Here is a 17604-nt window from a genome sequence, read left to right as displayed (position 1 = left end):
AATGTGTTTAAAAAAATTTTATTAATGACTTTTTTTGTAAGTATGAGTGTAAACTCTGCTGAATCAATTAGAACAAAAATCACAAGAGTTGGAACATCTAATTCTGGTGAAGGTATTATTATTCAGACTCAGGACCCAGCACCAACAACATGCTCATCAACAAGTAAAATATTCATGAAAAAAGATACAAACTTACTGTTTGAAGAAAATTTAAGCATATTGCTTTCTGCATTCCATTCTGGCTCTAAGGTTTTAATTTATACTGAAGGTTGTGAAATTAGTTCTCATATAGCCTTCAAATCTGTCAGCGTAATAAAATGAATTAACTTAAATTATTTTTATTAAAAATATTAAATTTATATGGTTTTTATAGATTTGACCGAGGCAATTAATCACTCGTTTGGGTTATTGATTGCCTTTTGCCTTCGCAAAATATCAACTAATGCTTTTTTGGGTACGGGTTTGTAAAAGTGAAAGCCTTGAATACATTCTATTCCTAAGTTGTTTAAGGTTGAAACTTGAGCGATATTTTCAACACCTTCAACAATGATTTTAGTTTTAAGACTGTTTGATATTTGAATGATAGATTCAATTAAGGGAATGGCATAGCTAGATTCATCTGTGATATTTTTAACAAATACCTTATCTATTTTTAAAATGTGGAAAGGAAACTTTCTGATAAAATCTAAGCCAGAGTAGCCAGTACCAAAATCGTCAATAGCGATTTTTACCCCTAGTTCTGAAAAGGCTTTAAGGTTTTCTTTTATGACCACTAACTCTGCTTCACTACACTCTGTATTCTCAGTTATTTCAAATACAATTTGAGTTAATAGTTGTTTCTCGTTTTTAAATATATCATTTACTTTTTCAATAAAGTCCTTTCTACAAATAACTTTACGACTAATGTTGACGCTAATATAAAGTGTTTTGAATGTGTGTTTGTGTGTCTTCAGAAGGTTTAGCGCTTCTTTTAACACAAAATAAGTTAAATCATTTATTAGTCCAGATCTTTCTGCTAAAGGGATAAATACATCGGGTGGAACATTACCTAGTTGAGGGTCTTTCCAGCGTAAAAGCGACTCGCAACCGACAACTTTATAACCTAAATTCGGGTCCGTATTTTCTACAATGGGCTGGTAGTTAATGTATAGCTGGTGTTTATCAAGGGCATTGGAGAGAGAGAAGCCTAAGCTGCTCTGGGACAGTTTTTTGTGTTTATAAAAAACTAACAAGCTGGTACTTACCCCAGCAACTAAGCAACCAAACCATAGGTAATTGAGTAAGAAGTTTAAATAATAAGAAAGGCCTAAATAGGCTGTCACTGATAATGGGTATTTATCTGATTGGTATGAGTATTGTGTTATCTCACGGTTCTCTTTTTTTTGCGTTAATCCTCTATCTATCACGGCTAATTTGAAATCAATATCGTAGGGGCTTAATTTTGTTTTGACCATGTCGATCAAGTATTGCGGTGGTATTAGGCTGCTTATCCCACCTACTTCAGGTTTGGAGAAGATGAGAAGAACTGACTTTTCACCTGTTATTGCTGTTTTTGTATAAGAGAGTGTGGTGTTGGTAGGGCTATCATTGAGCCTTTTCCTGATGCTTTTGAATAGATTAAAAGAAACATCACCTTGTGTTGTAGAGCAAAATACATGGTCTTCTTGATTAAATATACCAGATTCCTTAACGATTTTTTCATTAAAGACTTTTTGGCGAAACTCCCTGATAAAACTAGCACAATTCTTCTGTGTAAATGTCTTATCTAAGAAAGGTATAAATGATGATTTGATATTAGTTAGTTCTGTTTCTAAATAGAGCACAGATGTTTGAGTGAGATTTTTATAATGGAAAGCGGAAAAAGGAAGTAGCAAAACCATAGATAGGATTAAACAAGCGATAAAGAAAAAACAAACTTTTATACCACTATCAATTTTGAATTTTAAAATGAAGTGTTTATTCATTTTTGTGCCTTAAACTAGATAAAAATTTTTATGCTGATGGATTTTTATTCGTATTAAGTAAAGCGTTAAAAGGTAAGGTAAAAAATTAGACTTTTTAAAATTTTATATATGAAGGCTCATTTATTGGATTGGAAAGATCATAAAATATTTTTTTGCGAGAGTATATGTTTTTTTAAGCGTTTTATTTTTGTCGTCTTTTACTAAGAAATGGCGCAATTTGATCTAATTAAAACGACTTTTTTTGAGATTAAAACTTTGTTTTTAACCTAGCGTTTACCTTGTTTGTGTTAAAGGGGGGGCTGAGTTTTTATTCAGCATAAGGGGTGACGTTAAGAATTTATTGCGCATAATAGAGGTCTTACTTTGGGAAGCGAAATAGGAAATTAAATGGATATTGAGGTACTAGAACAACCGGATCAAAGTTTGATCGATTTTCTTAGCCATAAAATTAGAGAGTTTAACTGGGAAAATTGGGAAGTGAGCGAAAGGCTCCCTTTAGCGGTGCAAGTTAAAGATGATGACGGTAACCTTATTGCAGGTGCTGGTGCACGTACCTTTGGCGACTGGCTATTGCTTGATACCTTGTGGGTGTCTGAGACGTTACGTGGCCAAGATGTGGGGAGCAAAATTTTACAGGCTGTGGAAGAAGCTGGACGTGCGCGAGGCTGTAAAAAGTGCATGTTAGAAACACTGAATTTTCAAGCAAAACCTTTTTATGAAAAGTTCGGTTATCAGGTTGTTTGGACTCAAGAAAACTATCCAAAAACAGGCTGTCAGTATTTTATGGTTAAACAGCTTTAGGGCGTCAGTTTAAGTCGCACTTTTATATAAAGGTAAAATCTATAAAATTGTTTATTTCAGCAAACTCCTCATTTAAGAACTACTTTTAATAGGGCTGTTTATATTATAAAAGAAGTTATGAAATAGGGTGTTTGAACCCTATTTCAAGCGCGACTTATAACTCTAATCATGAGGAATGAAAGATGAATTTTATTGATGGTTTTGTCGCAGCGGTACCGACAGAGAATAAAGCGAAGTACATAGAACATGCTAAAGAAGCAGCCCTACTTTTTAAGGGATATGGTGCCTTAGGTGTTGTTGAGTGCTGGGGGGAGGATGTGCCAGAAGGTGAAAAAACCTCTTTCCCCATGGCGGTTAAATGTGAAGAGCATGAAACGGTCGTGTTTTCTTGGGTGACTTGGCCCTCTAAAGCGGTTCGAGATAAAGGCTGGGAAGCCATGATGCAAGATGAAAAAATGGCAGCCTTTGAGATGCCTTTTGATGGTAGTCGCCTCATTTATGGGGGCTTTCAAACCATAGTGAATGAGTAACGCTTTTAAGCATTAAAAATGCGTTTAAAGGGTTTGAGTAAAGGTAATAAAAAGGGTTAATAAGGTTGAGCTTATTAACCCTTTTTTATTAAGGAAGCTGATTTAATGTCTGGCTCCATAATTATCAATGATTTGCTGGAGTGACTGAGACACATACTACCAATTTGGTCGCTTGATGATTTAGCGTCACATCAATTGATTACATTTACGCCATCCCAGAGACTATCTTGGACCTTTTATAAGAAGGATATTACTGCGCAGGTAATACCCACTTCTATGGTAAAAGTTAATAATAGTCATGCGATATTGAATGCCGCTTTGGCTGGATTAGGCATTGTAATTCAGCCAAAAGTATTGCTTGATGCTGATATAAAAGCGGGGCGTCTAATACAGTTATTACCTGATTGGGAATTAGGAAAGAAGCCATTATCTATGATTTATTATCAAGATCAGCATATGACTCCTAGAACCAGGAGCTTTATAAATTTTGCTTTAACGACGTTTGGTCAATGAATTAAAAAGTCGGTGTTATCACCAAGGCTAGATAAATGATTTAATGAGGAGGATGAATGAAAGGGTATTGTTTATGTGGTGATGTTAGCTTTTTGCTTACAGGCGATTTGCCTGCTATCTATCAATGCCATTGCTCCTTATGTCGAAGGGTCTCTGGTTCGTCATCTAATTCGGCCATCATAGTTCCATTTGAGCAATTTAAGTGGTTATCTGGCGCTATAAACAATGATAGTGGCCAACAAGGTATTCGCTCTTTTAGCACAAAAACAGGTTTCAAATCAGATTTTTGTCTTCATTGTGGTAGTCCGGTGCCAAATTTATCTGCAGATAGCCGTCATTACTGGGTGCCAGCAGGCTTGTTAGAAGGTCCAATGAAGACACAAGTCAAAGCGCATGTTTATACCAATTCAAGAGCTGAGTGGGATACGGCATTTATTAAGGATGATGTCGAAAAATTTGCAGAAATGCCAAGTGAGCAAGAATGGCTTGCTCTTAACAATACAAACAAAGGGTGAATGTGCCTTTTATATTTAATTTGGCCCTAAGATGCCGTTTTTAAGGGATTAAAGAAATTAAAGAGCAAAATAAACGAGAAATTGGAGAAAGATATGTTTATCGCAATGAACCGTTTTAAGATCAAACTGGGTTTTGAAGAAGATTTTTTAGCCATTTGGAAAGGGCGTGATAGCCTGCTAAAAACTGTGCCTGGTTTCGTGAGTTTTAACCTATTACAAGCTGGATCAAACGATGAGTTTACCTTGTTTGCTTCCCATGCAACGTGGGAGTCTAAAGCAGACTTTGAAGCTTGGACTAAGTCTGATGCGTTTCGAAAAGCCCATGCTAACGCTGGCAATCGCCGAGAAATATATCTAGGGCCACCTCAACTTGAACTATTTGACGTTGTTATTTAGTAACAATTTTTATCAAAGGTACTTAGCTCAAGTGTTCAGCGAAGTTCTTATCTCGGCTGACTAAATACTGCTGGCTTAAAAAACGCTACTTAAAAAGAGGATAGGGATGAAGATTGCGATTTTAGATGATTATCAAGATGTGGTTAGGCAACTTAACTGTTTTTCCTTGTTAGAAGGACACAATGTCTTAGTGCTTAATCAGACATTGACTGAAGATGAGCTAGTACAAAAATTAGCGGATGTTGAGGTTTTAGTGCTGATTCGTGAGCGTACTGAGATCAGTGAATCTCTTTTAGCTCGTTTGCCAAATTTAAAGCTGATCAGTCAAACCGGCAAGGTGAGTAATCATATTATCCCGAGTGTTTGTCATCAGTATGGGGTGGAAGTGGCAGAAGGGGTTGGCTCGCCAGTTGCCCCTTCTGAGTTATGCTGGGCCTTGATCATGGCTGCGTCTCGTCATATTCCTAGCTACAGTGCGAATTTAGCAAATAACCAATGGCAAGACTCGGGAAATCTTGGGTTAGGTCGATCTTTAAATGGCTTAACTTTAGGCATTTGGGGGTACGGTAAAATAGGTAAACGCATCGCTCAATATGCCAAAGTATTTGATATGAAAGTGCTCGTGTGGGGCAGTGAAAGCTCACGCCAAGCTGCTCTTGAGGGTGGTTTTGATGCAGCAGAGTCAAAAGGTGCGTTTTTTGAAAATGCGGATATTTTAACTTTGCATTTGCGTTTAAACGAGGTAACCAGAGAATGTGTGACTTCTGCTGATCTTGCCAAGATGAAGTCAGATTCTCTATTCGTCAATATTAGCCGTGCAGAACTGGTTGAAAAGGAGGCTTTATATCGAGAGCTTAGTCAGAACCCGTCAAAGAAAGCGGCCATTGATGTTTATGAAAGTGAACCAGCCAAGCTTGAAAACGAGCCATTAATTGGATTAGAAAATGTCACCGCTTTACCGCACTTAGGTTATGTGGAGCAGAAGAGCTATGAGTTGTATTTCAAGATAGCATTTGAAAATGTTTTAGCCTTTGCAAATGGCGAAGCAAAAAATCTAGTAGCTAGAAAGGCCTAGTGGCTAGAAAATCTATTTAAACAGGTTATAAAGAAGGATGAATGACCTTGCGTATTATCGAAGTAGTGGATTACAACCCGAACTGGGTAAATGAGTTTGAAAAGGAAAAGGCGCTGATCTTATCTCAGTTTTCGGGTGAAGGTGTTCAAGTGTATTCTCAGCCCTTTAACATATTTCATATTGGTAGTACTTCTGTTGTAGGGCTAAGCGCTAAGCCTATTATTGATATTCTATTAGAAGTAGAAAGTTTGGAATCGCTTGATCGTGATTCAGATAAATTCGCGGCAATTGGTTATCAAGTAAAAGGTGAATATGGCATTAAGGGACGTCGCTATTTTCAACGAGGTGAAACGGAACGAACACATCATATACATGCGTTTTTGAAGGGATCTGACCATGCGATTCGACACCTTGCATTCCGTGATTATTTAACGGCCTTTCCTGAGGTTGCAAAGGTCTATGCAAGCATCAAAAAAGAAGGGGCGACACGCTACTCTCATAGTATTGATCAATACTGTGAGCATAAAAACGACTTTGTTGTTAAGCATGAAGCAGAGGCATTGGCTTGGTTTAAAAATAGATAAAGCAAACCTTGTTTATGTGACGAGCTTTATTAGGAGAGCTTTATTAGGGGATGTCTATGAAGGCAAAGATAGAATATATTAAATTCGATGACATTGATCAGCAAGCATTCCTCCCACTGGTGAATAGCAATAAAGTGCGAGAGCATCTGATGGAACATGCTCTTTTTACCCCCGAGACATTAGCCCAATGGATGGCAACGAAACGTGCACTTGATAAAGAAGCTGGCTGTAAAGCGAGGGGTATTTTGTGTGATGGAAAACTGGCTGGTTGGTGCGCGATCCAATACGAAGAGGGTCAGTATGAAGTCGCTATTATCATTGATGATAGTCATTGGGGCCTAGGAAAGCGCGTGTTTAAAGATATGATGCAGTGGGCAAGAGAGTTCAAACATAAAGATGTCTATATTCATTTTTTACATACTCGCCCTGAGTATAAATTCTTAAAAAAAATAGCTAAATCTGTTCATGAAACTGAGCTTTATGGTCATAAATTTTTAAGTTATCAATTGGCGGTTGAGTAAGAGTGACGCTCTTATGAAATGGAAACAAACCGTATTTGTAGAAGGACATTTATGACGCCAGTGAGTGTATTAATTCATGTGCCAGATGTAGACCAAGGTTTAGATTGGTATCAAAGGGCTTTCCCTAACGCGAAGCAAATCTACTTAAAAGAATTTGACATGAAGCTACTGGATATAAATGGATTCATGATTGAGATAGTCAAAGCTGACGCTAAGGTTGGACCTGGAAAAGCAGGTAGTGTTTTATATTGGCAGGTGAGTTCGATTGATAAAACCTTAGAACACTTTCAGCACCTTGGTGCTAACGTATATCGTGGGCATATGGCCATAGAAGAAGGGCTTAGCATGTGCCAAGTTGAAGACCCATTTGGTAACCTGATTGGATTACGTGGGAAGTAGCTTAGCTTAATTTATGGTGAAAATTGAGTGTGATTTATTAATGAAAAGGAATTTGAATGAAACTCTATGGAAGAATTACCTCTTTTAACGTGCAAAAGGTGTTATGGCTACTTGATGAGTTAGGTTTAAATTATGAACTTGTTGAATTAGGCGGACGTTTTGGTGGACTGGAGACTGAAAATTTTCAACAGTTAAACCCTATGAAGAAGGTTCCTGTTTTAATTGATGGTAAAAGGCATATTTGGGAGTCACATACCATAATGAGATACCTTATTGCTGAATACTCATCACAGCTATGGTGTCAGGGAAGCCCTTATAGCCAGTCATTATATGAGCGTTGGATGGATTGGTCTCAGGTGACATTTCAACCTGCTTTCATGGCAACTTTTTGGGGCTACTATCGAATGCCTCCAAATAAAAGAGATATGAATACGGTTGAGTTAAATTTAGCTAGATGCAAGCTGTGTCTTAAGCAGATTGAAGTTCAATTAAAAGAGACGGATTACCTTGCTGGTTCATCAATGTCTCTTGCTGATATTTGTGTTGGTGCAGTCCTATATCGTTTGACGACACAGGGGCTTTCTATCTCATTGGCCTCAAATACTCAACAATGGTTTGACAAGTTAAGCAAAAGACCAGGCTATAAAACTTGGATTATGAGTGATTATAGTGAGCTAAAAGGGCGTGAAGGTTATTAATTCGATTTAATTGGATTAATAAAAAATGTTCTCCACTTGATGCTTTTAAGTTCATCTCTTTCTAAATACTGCTTTAGTGCGAGAGTTAAAGTTGGAGAAAAGTCTTTCTCTTCATCCAAGGCGATCGCATTGATGCGCATTGTGTACCAAGCCGTTATTCCTTCTGCTGGTGGTGAGTCAAAACGAGGAAAGCTCAGTGTTTGATTAGTGCCTGCAAACCAATCGTTAGCAAGGTCTGGGTTGAGTACCATAGCGCGGGCCAAACCTACTAGGTCTGCGCTCTTATCTTGCAACAGAGAGCAGGCATCCGATAAAGACTTGACGCCACCTGTCACCATGAGGGGAATAGAGGTAAGGTTTTTTGCTCTTTTAGCAAAGCTCTTGTAATAAACCCCTTTGCTTAAGTTATCTGAGCTGGACTTTGCCCCTGGAAAATAGGTGCCTGCGCTAATTTCAATCAGGTCCACACTGGTTTTGTCTAATAAGCGAATATGTGCCAAGGCATCATCTTCTGTTAGACCGCCTTCAAGTAAATCCGATGCATTAATTTTGATGCCAATGGGGAAGTGAGGCCCGATCGCAAGGCGCACTGCATCTATGATGGCCAGAATTATACGACAGCGATTTTCGATACTGCCACCGTATTTATCGTCCCTTAGGTTAAATAAAGGGGAAAGGAATTGGCTCAATAAAAAGCCATGGCCTGCGTGAATTTGTACGCCAGTAAAGCCCACCTCTTTGGCAATGCTGGCAGCCTTGGCATAACTTGCCGGTAAGTTCTCTATCTCTTCTATCGTCATACCTTCACAGTGAAGTGTGCCGACATCTAGTGTAGATGGGCCTTTAGCTTGGCTGATAGGCGCGTGAGATAAGGCGCCTGCATGACCAAGTTGTGGCCATATATGTGCGCCTGTGATGCTTGCCCTTTGCGTCAGTTGCCTTAAAGCTTCTTTATCCGAATATTTGGTGAGGCTGAGATTGCCTGGTTTTTCAGGGTATCTTGGGTCAACTTGCACTTCACCTATGATGGATAGGCCAATGCCGCCTTGCGCCCATCTTTGATAAAGCCTTATCTGAGCTTGGGTTGGATTGGCTTCTCCGTTGCCTAATGAGTCGGACATGGCTGATTTTGCCAATCTATTTTTTAATATCGCCCCACAGGGCAGGGTACGAGGTTGCTCAAGTAAGGTTTGTATTCTATCCATTGCTTTGCCCTTTGTTAAATGTGGGAGCCATCTAGCTTCATAGCGCTATTATTGATATTTTTAGATAAACTAAAAAGAGGGTAATGATTAATAAACTATTAAAAATAAGTTGATAATGAATACATCTGATCTCACATTGTTTGTGCACATAGCCCAGTCAGGCAGTATTACAGCCTCGGCTAAACAAGCGGGCATTACAACAGCTGCAGCAAGCTCAGCACTTAAACGTTTGGAACAACAGCTTGGGGTACCGCTTTTTATGCGTAGTACGAGGCAATTACGTATCACGCTTGCGGGTGAAAAGTTTTTGTTCCATTGTCAGCTGGCACTTGCCTCCTTAGAGATGGGTCGGGTGAATGCGAATCAAGCAGTTGGCAATATTTCTGGTCATTTAACCTTGTCTGTATCTTCAGATTTTGGTCGAAATATACTCATGCCTTGGATTGATGAAATGTTAGAGGCCCATCCTGCTTTATCCCTAGACTTGAATGTGAGTGATTCGCTTTCAAATTTTTTTGAGGATAAAGTAGATATAGCGCTCAGATATGGAAAACCTAAGGACTCGAACCTAGTGGCATTTCATATTGCTAAGCTCAATAGGATTACCTGTGCTTCTCCTGAATATTTAGCGAAATACGGTGAACCTAAAGAACCTGATGATTTACAAAATCATGCCTGTTTACTGTATCGCATTAATGATCGACTTTTTAATCTTTGGGAATACTCGGATAAGACTCAGCATTATAGGGTGAAGGTGACTGGCAATAGAATTTGTAATGATACAGATATTGTAAGGCGGTGGGCTGTGGCTGGTTTAGGTGTTGCTTATCGGTCTCAGATTGATATTTCAGCAGAGCTTAGTAATGGTCAATTAAAACCCATTTTAATGGATTATCAATCGCCTCCAGTTGATTTGTATTTAATATGTCCTAGTCGCAGTGTTATCACACCTGCTGTCATATATTTTAGAGAGCTACTAAGAAAGAAATGTGGTGAACAAGGTTTTTGTTTATCCATGGCTTAGTGCACTTTACATAAAAATAAATTTTAGTTTTTTTATTGAACTATACTTTTCATTATTCGATTAAGACCTTGCTTTATAATGCCTTTATTTAAACCTTGTAATCATCACGGAGAATGAAAAGGCTTAAAAAATTAAGACTCAACTTACTTAGATGAGGATGTAATATGGACGCTGATGAGGATAAAAAAGAAAACTTAGTTCACTGCATTTACTCTAGTGTTGCAACGGTTAAATTTTCCCAAAGTGACATTGCTGACTTACTTGAAAAGGCCAGAGCCAACAATGAAAAGTTAGGTGTCTCTGGAATGCTTTTATACGATGAAGGTTCTTTTTTTCAGGTTCTTGAAGGTGACCCTCAAGTGGTAGCGACTTTACTTAGGGTGATTCAACGGGATCAAAGACATGATAAAGTCATTAAAATTATTCATGAGGAAATAGAAGAGCGTGATTTCTCTGAGTGGACCATGGGATATTCTGGTGCCACTAGAGATGATCTAAAATGTATAGAAGGCTTAAATGACTTCTTTCTCTCTAACAATACCTTTATTGAGTTAGATGAAGGTAGGGCAAAAACCTTATTAACCGCCTTTAAAGAGGGGAAATGGCGAACATCAATTAATTAGTCGCTAAAACCCTTTTCAGAAAATTGACCATCAAATTGAAACCACCTTTATTGGTGGTTTATTTATATCACCCTCAGCATATTTTATAGCTTGTATAAGCTAGCCAAAATACAAAAGATGATGAAATAGGGCCAATAAAGCAGCTTTAGGAAGAATCCATCTTTATAGTTAATAAGGCTATTTTTATGGTTGGATAAATACAATAGCGTTGAAACCGAAACCAAGATAAGCAAGCTATAACTGGCTAAATAATAATACTCTAAGAAAATAATCCCCTTAGCTTCTAATGCTTCTCGCAAGGAAATATGTGAGAGGATAAGAATAAAAAAGAGAGAAGATATTCTTCCTAAGACACTGGTTAAATTAAACCCTAATAAAGCGAGCTTTTTAGGCTCCTTTGTCCACATTAATAAGGTGAAATAAGCTAAGGATAGCACCATCAACAAAGGGAAAAGGTAAGTAATAAAGGGACCTGCCAATTTTCTTTTAATAATAAGGTTGTAATTCAAGGTGCTAAAATCATTATCAAAATAGCTAAAAAAGCTTTCACTAAATTCCCAGCCATTCAAGTGAACATTATCCTGATTAATGGCAATTAAAGAACGAGGCGTCATTTGTGGGTAAGAGTCAAAGTGGGGTATGAAGAGGCTAGATTGATATTCATTTTTAAGACGAATAGAGAGTTGAATCTTTTCTTTATCAAAAGGAAAAGAGGCGTAATCAAAAGGTTGTCTTATTTTTGCATTAAATCGCCAAACATTAGAGGTTTTACTCACTTTTTCCCAGTTCGTTTCTAGGCTTAACGGAAAGAATAAGGGGGGCTCATCTAAGCTTTTTTCTATACCAAATAGCTCAACTTTACCGATTAGAGCAAGTGTTGAAGGGGCACTGAAGTTGATACTTTCGAGCGCCAATGAAAGCTGAATTTTATCCTGATAAAAGAGATCTTTTTGATTTTGTTTAAACAACAAATTGTTTATATTCTCTTTGTCATAGATTTGATTTGATACAATTTCCTTCGGGTCTTTTTCTAGTTTATCAAAACTAATAATGAGTAAAACACTGAATAAAATACCACATAGAATAAAGCAGATTTGAAAGGGAATACCTGTCTTATAGCGTGAAAAAATTAAGGCCCCAAGGAGAAAAATACCACTTCCAATATGGCATATTAAGCTCACTTCTTGATAGGGAAAAAGTGGCGCAATATTATGCTTAGCTCTCACTTCCTCTGCCCAGACTAAAATTCCCAAGCGATAGTTACTTGACGCAATTGGACTGAACATTAACCAGGACTCTTTGTGATTGGTTGGGTGGATAAAGCGAGAAAGGCTTATATTCTCTCCTTGCTCAAGCACGACTTTGATTAACTGGCTTTGAGGTGCTATTTGCGCTAAAGATTTACCTAAAAAATCGCTTTTAGGGTAAGCAACCAATATATTTTTATCAGATAAAATAAAGGCATAACCGCTGTTCTCAAGTTCTAGCTCTGAGGTGATGATTGATAGATCAGACAAGGAAAGGTTCATAAAAATGACCCCGTCAAATCCATTACTATAGTCTTTATCATAATCTGAAAAAAAGGGACGAATAAACTCTGACAGTAAGGTGTTTGCGGAATGCCCAAAGTAAGGGGCAAGCCACATAGCACCTTCTTTTAACGGTTGATGGAACCAAAATGTTCTCGGTGTGGTGCTTTGCGACGCCTCCTTTATTTCACCTCCTTCTTTGATAAGTGTTAAAGGGTCTGCTTGAGTGTAATCATACAGATCTGAAATTTGCTGATTAGGCGTGTTCTTCCCTGATTTTTGATAATAAGGGGAGTAGAGGGGGTAGGTTTCATTAAAGCGGTCTTTTTTAAAGGCAAGTCCCGCTCTAAAGGCTCCTTTCGTGCTTTTTAATGACTCTGTGATCATGGCGCGAATTTCTGCATTGGTTAAGTTTGATTGGGTCACTTCCTTTTCAATCTGTGCTGTCGCCGCTTTAATATCATGAAAGAAAGTGGCTATCTGTTTGCTTGCCTCCTCAGCATGTCGCACTATCTCTGCGATAATTAACTTGTCTCTTTCTATTTGCTTTTTTTGATGTAAGTCTGAAAATATAAAACCTATGATAAAAAGGCATAAGCTGATGATGAGCACTGCAAAAATATAAGAGTTTTCTTTTTGTAGAAGATTTTTAATATATTTAACTTCTCTCATTAAATGCCTCCTATTTACTTATTTATGGTTTTGATTTTTGTGGTTGTTTTGAATACTTAATTTATATTTTCTGGGAGTCATCCCTGTAAATTTCTTAAAAGTTTTTTCAAAGTGGCTCAAATCACCAAAACCTGTGTCTAGTGCAGATTCTGTAATGCTTTTTTTGGGGTTCTCGTTAAAGTAACGCTTTATCATTTCGACTCTTAATTGACTAATAATGGCTTTGAAGCTAATGCCGAAATTAGATCTAAACAAAAAAGATAAATGTGAAGGGCTAATGTGAGATTTATCTGATAAAAGCTGTAGATTCACATCTTGCTCATGGTTGTATGCAATAAAAGTTAATGCTTTTCTTAGGCTTGGATGAAAATCATTAAAGGCATAAAAATCTTTATTTATCAGTGCTCTAACTAATTTTTTATGATCTATTAATGTTTCTTTTTTAGATGATATATGTGGTGCATACCTTTCAATATCAGACAGTGAAATCGTTTTGTTTTGCGATAAGGCGATTAACTTAAGAACAATGTTCTTTAACTCATAATCATTTTTAGGCCAGGAATAAGATTTGAAAAGCAAGATGCTGGCATTTGAAAAGGTTTTACCCGCTCCGTACTTTCTAGTTAACATCTCTAGAATATAAGGAATGTCTTCTTTTCTGCTATTTAGAGAGATTAGTTTTATCCCTAATTGGTTAATACTATTGTATAGTTCTTTGTTAAAACGTTTATTTTCAACCAAGTTTAATAAATCCGTGTTTGTACTACTGATTATTCTAATATTTCCATTAAGTGTTTTTATGATTTGATTTAGCTTACTTTGAAGAGCTTCACTTAATATATCAATATCCTTAAGATATAAGGTGCCTGCCTCTATGTCAGTGAGTTTTGATAAGTAATTATTCGCATCAGGGTAGGTGTTTAATTTATTACAATTTAGTTCATAAATTGATTGCTTACTTTGTAAACTTGCGAAGTGTATGCTGGTGGCAAGGGTTAGTTTTTCACAGCCATCCTCACCTTCAATCAGCACGCTTTTAAGTGTCTTAGATGTTTCATAGATAAAGTTTTCAATATCAATTATGTGTTGACTAACACCAAATAGGCCATGTTCTGCTTGCGCATTATGGTTATTTTTTTGATTTGAAAGATATCGTTTTGCTAGAAACATACATTCAGTTTCTAAGTTTTTAATCTCATTTAGCTGCGACGGGTTCCGTGGGGTGATCCTTATGGTCTCATTAAATAGGTCTTTAAATCTAAATGTTTGCTCATTGTCTTTTTTATTGATTGTTTTTTTTAAATCAATTATTTGAATTTCGGATATTTTTACATTATGGCTTTCTAAATTATGTCTTAATATTTTTTTAAGAGTATTTATTTCCGCTATATCAAGGGGAGTGTTTAATTCCTTAAATTCCATGCTTTCTACCTCAGACTCTATTTGTTTTTTTGTTACCTTTAGAGACTAATCCTTTTGTTATTTTTTGTGTCGGGGAAATAGATTAAATTTTTAAAATATAAAAAGTGATCCTGTTTAATTAAAAACAGATACTTTAAATGTGAAGAAAGTGTGGATTTCGATTTATTTGACACAATATTTATCTTTATCTTAAGAAATTATATTGTTTTTATTCTATTAATGGATTATTTAGAGGCAAGCTAGGCTTTAGCTGTTTATCTCACCCTTCTTTTTTCTGATAAGGTTTTTATAAATGAGGGCGTCGTTTTACTTTATTAATTAAGAAACATTTGTTTCGTACCTTCAAAGAAAGTTAATTAAGGTGATAGAGATGCAAAATAAGAAATAAAAAGGCCAATATAGCATTTTGATAATGAGCCCCTCTCTATAGTCCAAAATATGTACCGAAATATTTGAGGTGTAAATGATGGCAGCGATAGCAACAAAAACAATTTGAGCATAGGTACCAAAATAAAAATACTCTAAAAAAATCATACCTTTAGCCTCTAATTCATCCCTTAAAGAAACATGAGAAATAACGAGAATAAAAAATAAAGCGGCGCACTGTTCAAGAACGGTGGCACTACTAAACCCCCATAAAGACATCTTCTTTTCGGTTTTTGACCATAAAAGCAATGTACAAAAGGCAAGGCAGCTCACCATAATCAAGGGTAAAAGGTGCGTGATAATGGGGCCGGTAATGTTTCTTTTGATCAATATATTAAAAGACAGCAAACTTTTTTTCTCTTGCTCAAAGATTTCATAGCTAAAATAGCTCTGCTCTGTTTTCCAGCCTTTTACTTCGATCTTGTTGGGACTCAAACCAGGTAGATCTTTAGGCGCCATACTTGGGTAAGAATGAAAGTTGGGCGTAATCACCTTATTTGCTAATGGCCCCTTGCCTTTGATCTGGATCTTCACTTCTTCCATATCAAAAGGGAAAGAAGCGTAATTAAAAGGCTGCTTAATATCGGCAATAAATTTCCAGCTTTGTGTTTGCTTAGTGCTTTCAAGTTTTTCCCACTCAGTGGCATTCGCTAATGGGAAAAAAAGAGGAGGCGTATCTGGTAAGTCTGATAAATGATCGATTGATAGGGTGCCAATCACCTGAATAACACCTGGGGCTAACATGCTTAAATTTTTGATATTTAAGCTGATTTCATGGTTTTTACTCTCTTTGATATGGGCCTTTGATAATAGGGATTCTTCGGCTAAATATGGGTTTTTAAGTAACAGGTTATTCACATTAACCGCTTCAAAAACTTGGTTTTCAGAAAAAAAGGATTGTTTGCCATTCAGCTGATCTGCCCAGAGATTAATGAGGCTGATAAACATGATTAAGCTGATGAGAATTGAAAAACGATAACCTAATCTAATGAGGTTATTAGGAAAAAACAGACAGCTTAAAATTAAGATAAGGGCGATTAGGCAAAGTAGACTCGCTATCTTGTCAAGAGGCAGGCTAGCTTGGTTTAAGCCTTGTGTTGCTCTTAGTTCATCTGCCCAGACAAGAATGCCAAGGGTGTCTTGAGTACCGGCAATGGGGCTAAAAAACAACCAGCACTCTTTTTTATTGATGGGGTGGGTAAAGACACTTATTTGGCCTTGGTTTTTTTGCGCTAAAATGTTGTTAAATAAGCTATTTTGGCTTTTTATCTGGTTGATATTCTTGCCTAGTAAGCTTTGGTCTGGGTAGGAGATAAGCGTGTTGTCTGACGTTAAAATAAAGCCATAGCCGCTTTGGGCAAGGTCAAGTTGTGAGACGATTTTGCTTAACCCTGATAAGGATAGGTTTAAGAAAATGATGCCATCAAAACCATTTTGAGAAAGGCCATCATAGTTTGAATGAAAGGGGCGAATATACTCAGCAATCCAGCTTTTAGCTGAGGTACCATAATAAGGAGGGAGCCACATGGCACCTTCTTTTAGTGGTTGATGAAACCAAAATGTTCTCGGTCGTTTGGAGAGAGGATCATCTTCAATGGTATAGTCGTAATTATCTGATAATTGCTGAAGTAGCTTGTTATCGGCCCCTTTTTGATAAAAAGGGGAATAAAGAGGAAGGCTCGGATCAAATCGATTTTTTTTGAAAACCACGCCACCTCTGAATGCCCCATGGGTTGTATTGACTGTGTTAGCAATTAACTGTCTTATTTCCTTATTTGTGAGTTTATTCTGCGTAAGCGCTGTTTCGATATCCGCCGTTGCCTGTTTAATTTGATTAAACTCTTGGCTAATTTTTAATGTGGCGAGCTCGCCTTGCTGAATAATTTCTTGGGTCAGTAACTGATCTCTCGCTTCTATCTGCTTTGTATCTTGATAGTTCAGTGCTTGGCTTAGCATAAACAAGAGCAAGGCCGCAAAGAGTAGGCCTATCCGCCATGTGCTTTTATTCCCTATATTGAGCGTCTCATCGTCTTGACTAACCTGAGTGAGTTTCATTATTTACTCTCTTGATCTAGGTGAGGGTTTGCGACTTGTTCCTTGCACTGACTTCTTTTATTGATGACTTTATCTAAACGTTTGATGGTAGCGCTCAAAATTAAACTGCAACTGATAAACCACAAGGCCACAAGGCTATAAATAGGAATCACCATTTGACTGTCCCCTGAAATCGCTATTCTTGCATTGGCTGTGGACATGAGCTCCTTAACACCTATGACAGATGCTGTGGTAGATGCCATGAGAATGACAATAAAATATTGATTCCACGGTGCTAATAGAAAGGGTTTTTTATGGGCTTTAAATTCTAAAAAATAACCGCAGGCAAAACCGGTGACAGGCGCGGCTAAAGCGAAAATAGCTTTTGCGATAGGAGAAATTTCAAAGTGTATATTAGCAATGGAAAATTGAGTGGGAATGATTAAAGCAAGGTAAAAAAGTAAAACAAAGCTGGGTATATTCCTAAACATTAAGATGATGCTTTTAGCTAAGTATTTTATCCCTCTTGATGATTGATGCAGGTTGGCAAGATAAAAGCCACAAAGGCTACCGACTAACATGGCACAGACGGCAATCAATAGGTTGAGGCTGAAAGCTTTAAGAAAGCTTGGAATTAAGATTAAAAACTCTATTTGATTCATGTATATGTCCT

Annotated in this window: 19 protein-coding genes; 13 read left to right on the top strand and 6 right to left on the bottom strand. The window is 37.2% G+C overall.

Annotated features, from left to right (window positions below):
• Positions 1 to 3 precede the first annotated feature (3 nt).
• A complete protein-coding gene (locus tag MED121_RS08425) occupies positions 4 to 321 on the top strand; it encodes a hypothetical protein (protein WP_009833238.1) in 318 nt (105 codons plus the stop codon).
• Positions 322 to 392: 71 nt separating this feature from the next.
• Here the strand turns inward: MED121_RS08425 and MED121_RS08420 are convergent, their stop codons facing one another.
• Positions 393 to 1964: an EAL domain-containing protein gene (locus tag MED121_RS08420; RefSeq protein ID WP_009833237.1), complete on the bottom strand. Its 1572-nt coding sequence runs from the start codon at positions 1962 to 1964 to the stop codon at positions 393 to 395.
• A gap of 387 nt (positions 1965 to 2351) precedes the next feature.
• Here MED121_RS08420 and MED121_RS08415 point away from each other — a divergent pair, with 387 nt between their 5' ends.
• The 10 genes from MED121_RS08415 (at position 2352) to MED121_RS08370 (ending at position 7996) form a co-directional block, all read left to right on the top strand.
• A complete protein-coding gene (locus tag MED121_RS08415; protein ID WP_009833236.1) occupies positions 2352 to 2765 on the top strand; it encodes a GNAT family N-acetyltransferase in 414 nt (137 codons plus the stop codon).
• A 182-nt stretch (positions 2766 to 2947) separates the two neighbouring features.
• Positions 2948 to 3295 (top strand): DUF1428 domain-containing protein, encoded by a 348-nt coding sequence (locus tag MED121_RS08410; RefSeq protein WP_009833235.1) that lies wholly within the window; start codon positions 2948 to 2950, stop codon positions 3293 to 3295.
• Positions 3296 to 3439: 144 nt separating this feature from the next.
• A complete protein-coding gene (locus tag MED121_RS24045) occupies positions 3440 to 3808 on the top strand; it encodes a LysR substrate-binding domain-containing protein (protein WP_083789382.1) in 369 nt (122 codons plus the stop codon).
• A 56-nt stretch (positions 3809 to 3864) separates the two neighbouring features.
• On the top strand, positions 3865 to 4323 hold the full coding sequence (locus tag MED121_RS08400) for a GFA family protein (RefSeq protein ID WP_009833233.1): 459 nt from the start codon (positions 3865 to 3867) through the stop codon (positions 4321 to 4323).
• A gap of 93 nt (positions 4324 to 4416) precedes the next feature.
• Entirely contained in the window at positions 4417 to 4719 is a 303-nt protein-coding gene (locus MED121_RS08395; RefSeq protein WP_009833232.1) for an antibiotic biosynthesis monooxygenase, read from the top strand.
• A 106-nt stretch (positions 4720 to 4825) separates the two neighbouring features.
• Positions 4826 to 5794, top strand: a complete 969-nt coding sequence (locus tag MED121_RS08390; RefSeq protein ID WP_009833231.1) for a D-2-hydroxyacid dehydrogenase family protein — start codon at positions 4826 to 4828, stop codon at positions 5792 to 5794.
• Positions 5795 to 5835: 41 nt separating this feature from the next.
• Positions 5836 to 6378 carry a GrpB family protein gene (locus MED121_RS08385; protein ID WP_009833230.1) on the top strand — a complete coding sequence of 181 codons (543 nt, stop codon included), beginning with the start codon at positions 5836 to 5838 and terminating at the stop codon, positions 6376 to 6378.
• 56 nt (positions 6379 to 6434) lie between these two features.
• A complete protein-coding gene (locus MED121_RS08380; RefSeq protein WP_116371597.1) occupies positions 6435 to 6899 on the top strand; it encodes an N-acetyltransferase in 465 nt (154 codons plus the stop codon).
• A 51-nt stretch (positions 6900 to 6950) separates the two neighbouring features.
• Entirely contained in the window at positions 6951 to 7298 is a 348-nt protein-coding gene (locus MED121_RS08375) for a VOC family protein (protein ID WP_009833228.1), read from the top strand.
• Positions 7299 to 7354: 56 nt separating this feature from the next.
• Complete coding sequence (locus MED121_RS08370; protein WP_009833227.1) at positions 7355 to 7996, top strand: glutathione S-transferase family protein; 642 nt, start codon at positions 7355 to 7357, stop codon at positions 7994 to 7996.
• On the opposite strand, the gene MED121_RS08365 is transcribed toward MED121_RS08370, so the two are convergent.
• Positions 7993 to 9201 carry an NADH:flavin oxidoreductase/NADH oxidase family protein gene (locus MED121_RS08365; protein ID WP_009833226.1) on the bottom strand — a complete coding sequence of 403 codons (1209 nt, stop codon included), beginning with the start codon at positions 9199 to 9201 and terminating at the stop codon, positions 7993 to 7995. The two genes, MED121_RS08370 and MED121_RS08365, sit on opposite strands and share 4 nt — an antisense overlap.
• Positions 9202 to 9316: 115 nt before the next feature.
• On the opposite strand from MED121_RS08365, the gene MED121_RS08360 reads away from it, so the two are divergent.
• On the top strand, positions 9317 to 10225 hold the full coding sequence (locus MED121_RS08360; RefSeq protein ID WP_009833225.1) for a LysR family transcriptional regulator: 909 nt from the start codon (positions 9317 to 9319) through the stop codon (positions 10223 to 10225).
• Between the two features lie 164 nt (positions 10226 to 10389).
• On the top strand, positions 10390 to 10848 hold the full coding sequence (locus tag MED121_RS08355; RefSeq protein ID WP_009833224.1) for a BLUF domain-containing protein: 459 nt from the start codon (positions 10390 to 10392) through the stop codon (positions 10846 to 10848).
• Positions 10849 to 10931: 83 nt separating this feature from the next.
• On the opposite strand, the gene MED121_RS08350 is transcribed toward MED121_RS08355, so the two are convergent.
• The 4 genes from MED121_RS08350 to MED121_RS08335 form a co-directional block, all read right to left on the bottom strand.
• Positions 10932 to 13049, bottom strand: a complete 2118-nt coding sequence (locus tag MED121_RS08350; protein WP_009833223.1) for a hypothetical protein — start codon at positions 13047 to 13049, stop codon at positions 10932 to 10934.
• Positions 13050 to 13067: 18 nt separating this feature from the next.
• A complete protein-coding gene (locus MED121_RS08345) occupies positions 13068 to 14471 on the bottom strand; it encodes a helix-turn-helix domain-containing protein (RefSeq protein ID WP_009833222.1) in 1404 nt (467 codons plus the stop codon).
• Positions 14472 to 14813: 342 nt separating this feature from the next.
• Positions 14814 to 16952 carry a hypothetical protein gene (locus MED121_RS08340; protein WP_009833221.1) on the bottom strand — a complete coding sequence of 713 codons (2139 nt, stop codon included), beginning with the start codon at positions 16950 to 16952 and terminating at the stop codon, positions 14814 to 14816.
• Positions 16952 to 17593 (bottom strand): hypothetical protein, encoded by a 642-nt coding sequence (locus MED121_RS08335; protein ID WP_009833220.1) that lies wholly within the window; start codon positions 17591 to 17593, stop codon positions 16952 to 16954. Before MED121_RS08335 ends, MED121_RS08340 begins: the two co-directional genes overlap by 1 nt.
• Between the last annotated feature and the right edge of the window lie 11 nt (positions 17594 to 17604).

The sequence above is a fragment of the Marinomonas sp. MED121 genome (assembly GCF_000153025.1).
Taxonomy (GTDB): domain Bacteria; phylum Pseudomonadota; class Gammaproteobacteria; order Pseudomonadales; family Marinomonadaceae; genus Marinomonas.
The sequence above is the reverse complement of the archived record's forward strand: the minus strand, read 5'-3'. Positions and strand labels throughout refer to the sequence as shown.

Excerpts from the sequence above, each read along its gene's own strand:
- MED121_RS08420 (WP_009833237.1), bottom strand. The coding sequence starts at position 1,964 with ATGAATAAACACTTCATTTTAAAATTCAAAATTGATAGTGGTATAAAA.
- MED121_RS08415 (WP_009833236.1), top strand. The coding sequence starts at position 2,352 with ATGGATATTGAGGTACTAGAACAACCGGATCAAAGTTTGATCGATTTT.
- MED121_RS08410 (WP_009833235.1), top strand. The coding sequence starts at position 2,948 with ATGAATTTTATTGATGGTTTTGTCGCAGCGGTACCGACAGAGAATAAA.
- MED121_RS08400 (WP_009833233.1), top strand. The coding sequence starts at position 3,865 with ATGAAAGGGTATTGTTTATGTGGTGATGTTAGCTTTTTGCTTACAGGC.
- MED121_RS08395 (WP_009833232.1), top strand. The coding sequence starts at position 4,417 with ATGTTTATCGCAATGAACCGTTTTAAGATCAAACTGGGTTTTGAAGAA.
- MED121_RS08390 (WP_009833231.1), top strand. The coding sequence starts at position 4,826 with ATGAAGATTGCGATTTTAGATGATTATCAAGATGTGGTTAGGCAACTT.
- MED121_RS08385 (WP_009833230.1), top strand. The coding sequence starts at position 5,836 with ATGACCTTGCGTATTATCGAAGTAGTGGATTACAACCCGAACTGGGTA.
- MED121_RS08380 (WP_116371597.1), top strand. The coding sequence starts at position 6,435 with ATGAAGGCAAAGATAGAATATATTAAATTCGATGACATTGATCAGCAA.
- MED121_RS08375 (WP_009833228.1), top strand. The coding sequence starts at position 6,951 with ATGACGCCAGTGAGTGTATTAATTCATGTGCCAGATGTAGACCAAGGT.
- MED121_RS08370 (WP_009833227.1), top strand. The coding sequence starts at position 7,355 with ATGAAACTCTATGGAAGAATTACCTCTTTTAACGTGCAAAAGGTGTTA.
- MED121_RS08365 (WP_009833226.1), bottom strand. The coding sequence starts at position 9,201 with ATGGATAGAATACAAACCTTACTTGAGCAACCTCGTACCCTGCCCTGT.
- MED121_RS08360 (WP_009833225.1), top strand. The coding sequence starts at position 9,317 with ATGAATACATCTGATCTCACATTGTTTGTGCACATAGCCCAGTCAGGC.
- MED121_RS08355 (WP_009833224.1), top strand. The coding sequence starts at position 10,390 with ATGGACGCTGATGAGGATAAAAAAGAAAACTTAGTTCACTGCATTTAC.
- MED121_RS08350 (WP_009833223.1), bottom strand. The coding sequence starts at position 13,049 with ATGAGAGAAGTTAAATATATTAAAAATCTTCTACAAAAAGAAAACTCT.
- MED121_RS08345 (WP_009833222.1), bottom strand. The coding sequence starts at position 14,471 with ATGGAATTTAAGGAATTAAACACTCCCCTTGATATAGCGGAAATAAAT.
- MED121_RS08340 (WP_009833221.1), bottom strand. The coding sequence starts at position 16,952 with ATGAAACTCACTCAGGTTAGTCAAGACGATGAGACGCTCAATATAGGG.
- MED121_RS08335 (WP_009833220.1), bottom strand. The coding sequence starts at position 17,593 with ATGAATCAAATAGAGTTTTTAATCTTAATTCCAAGCTTTCTTAAAGCT.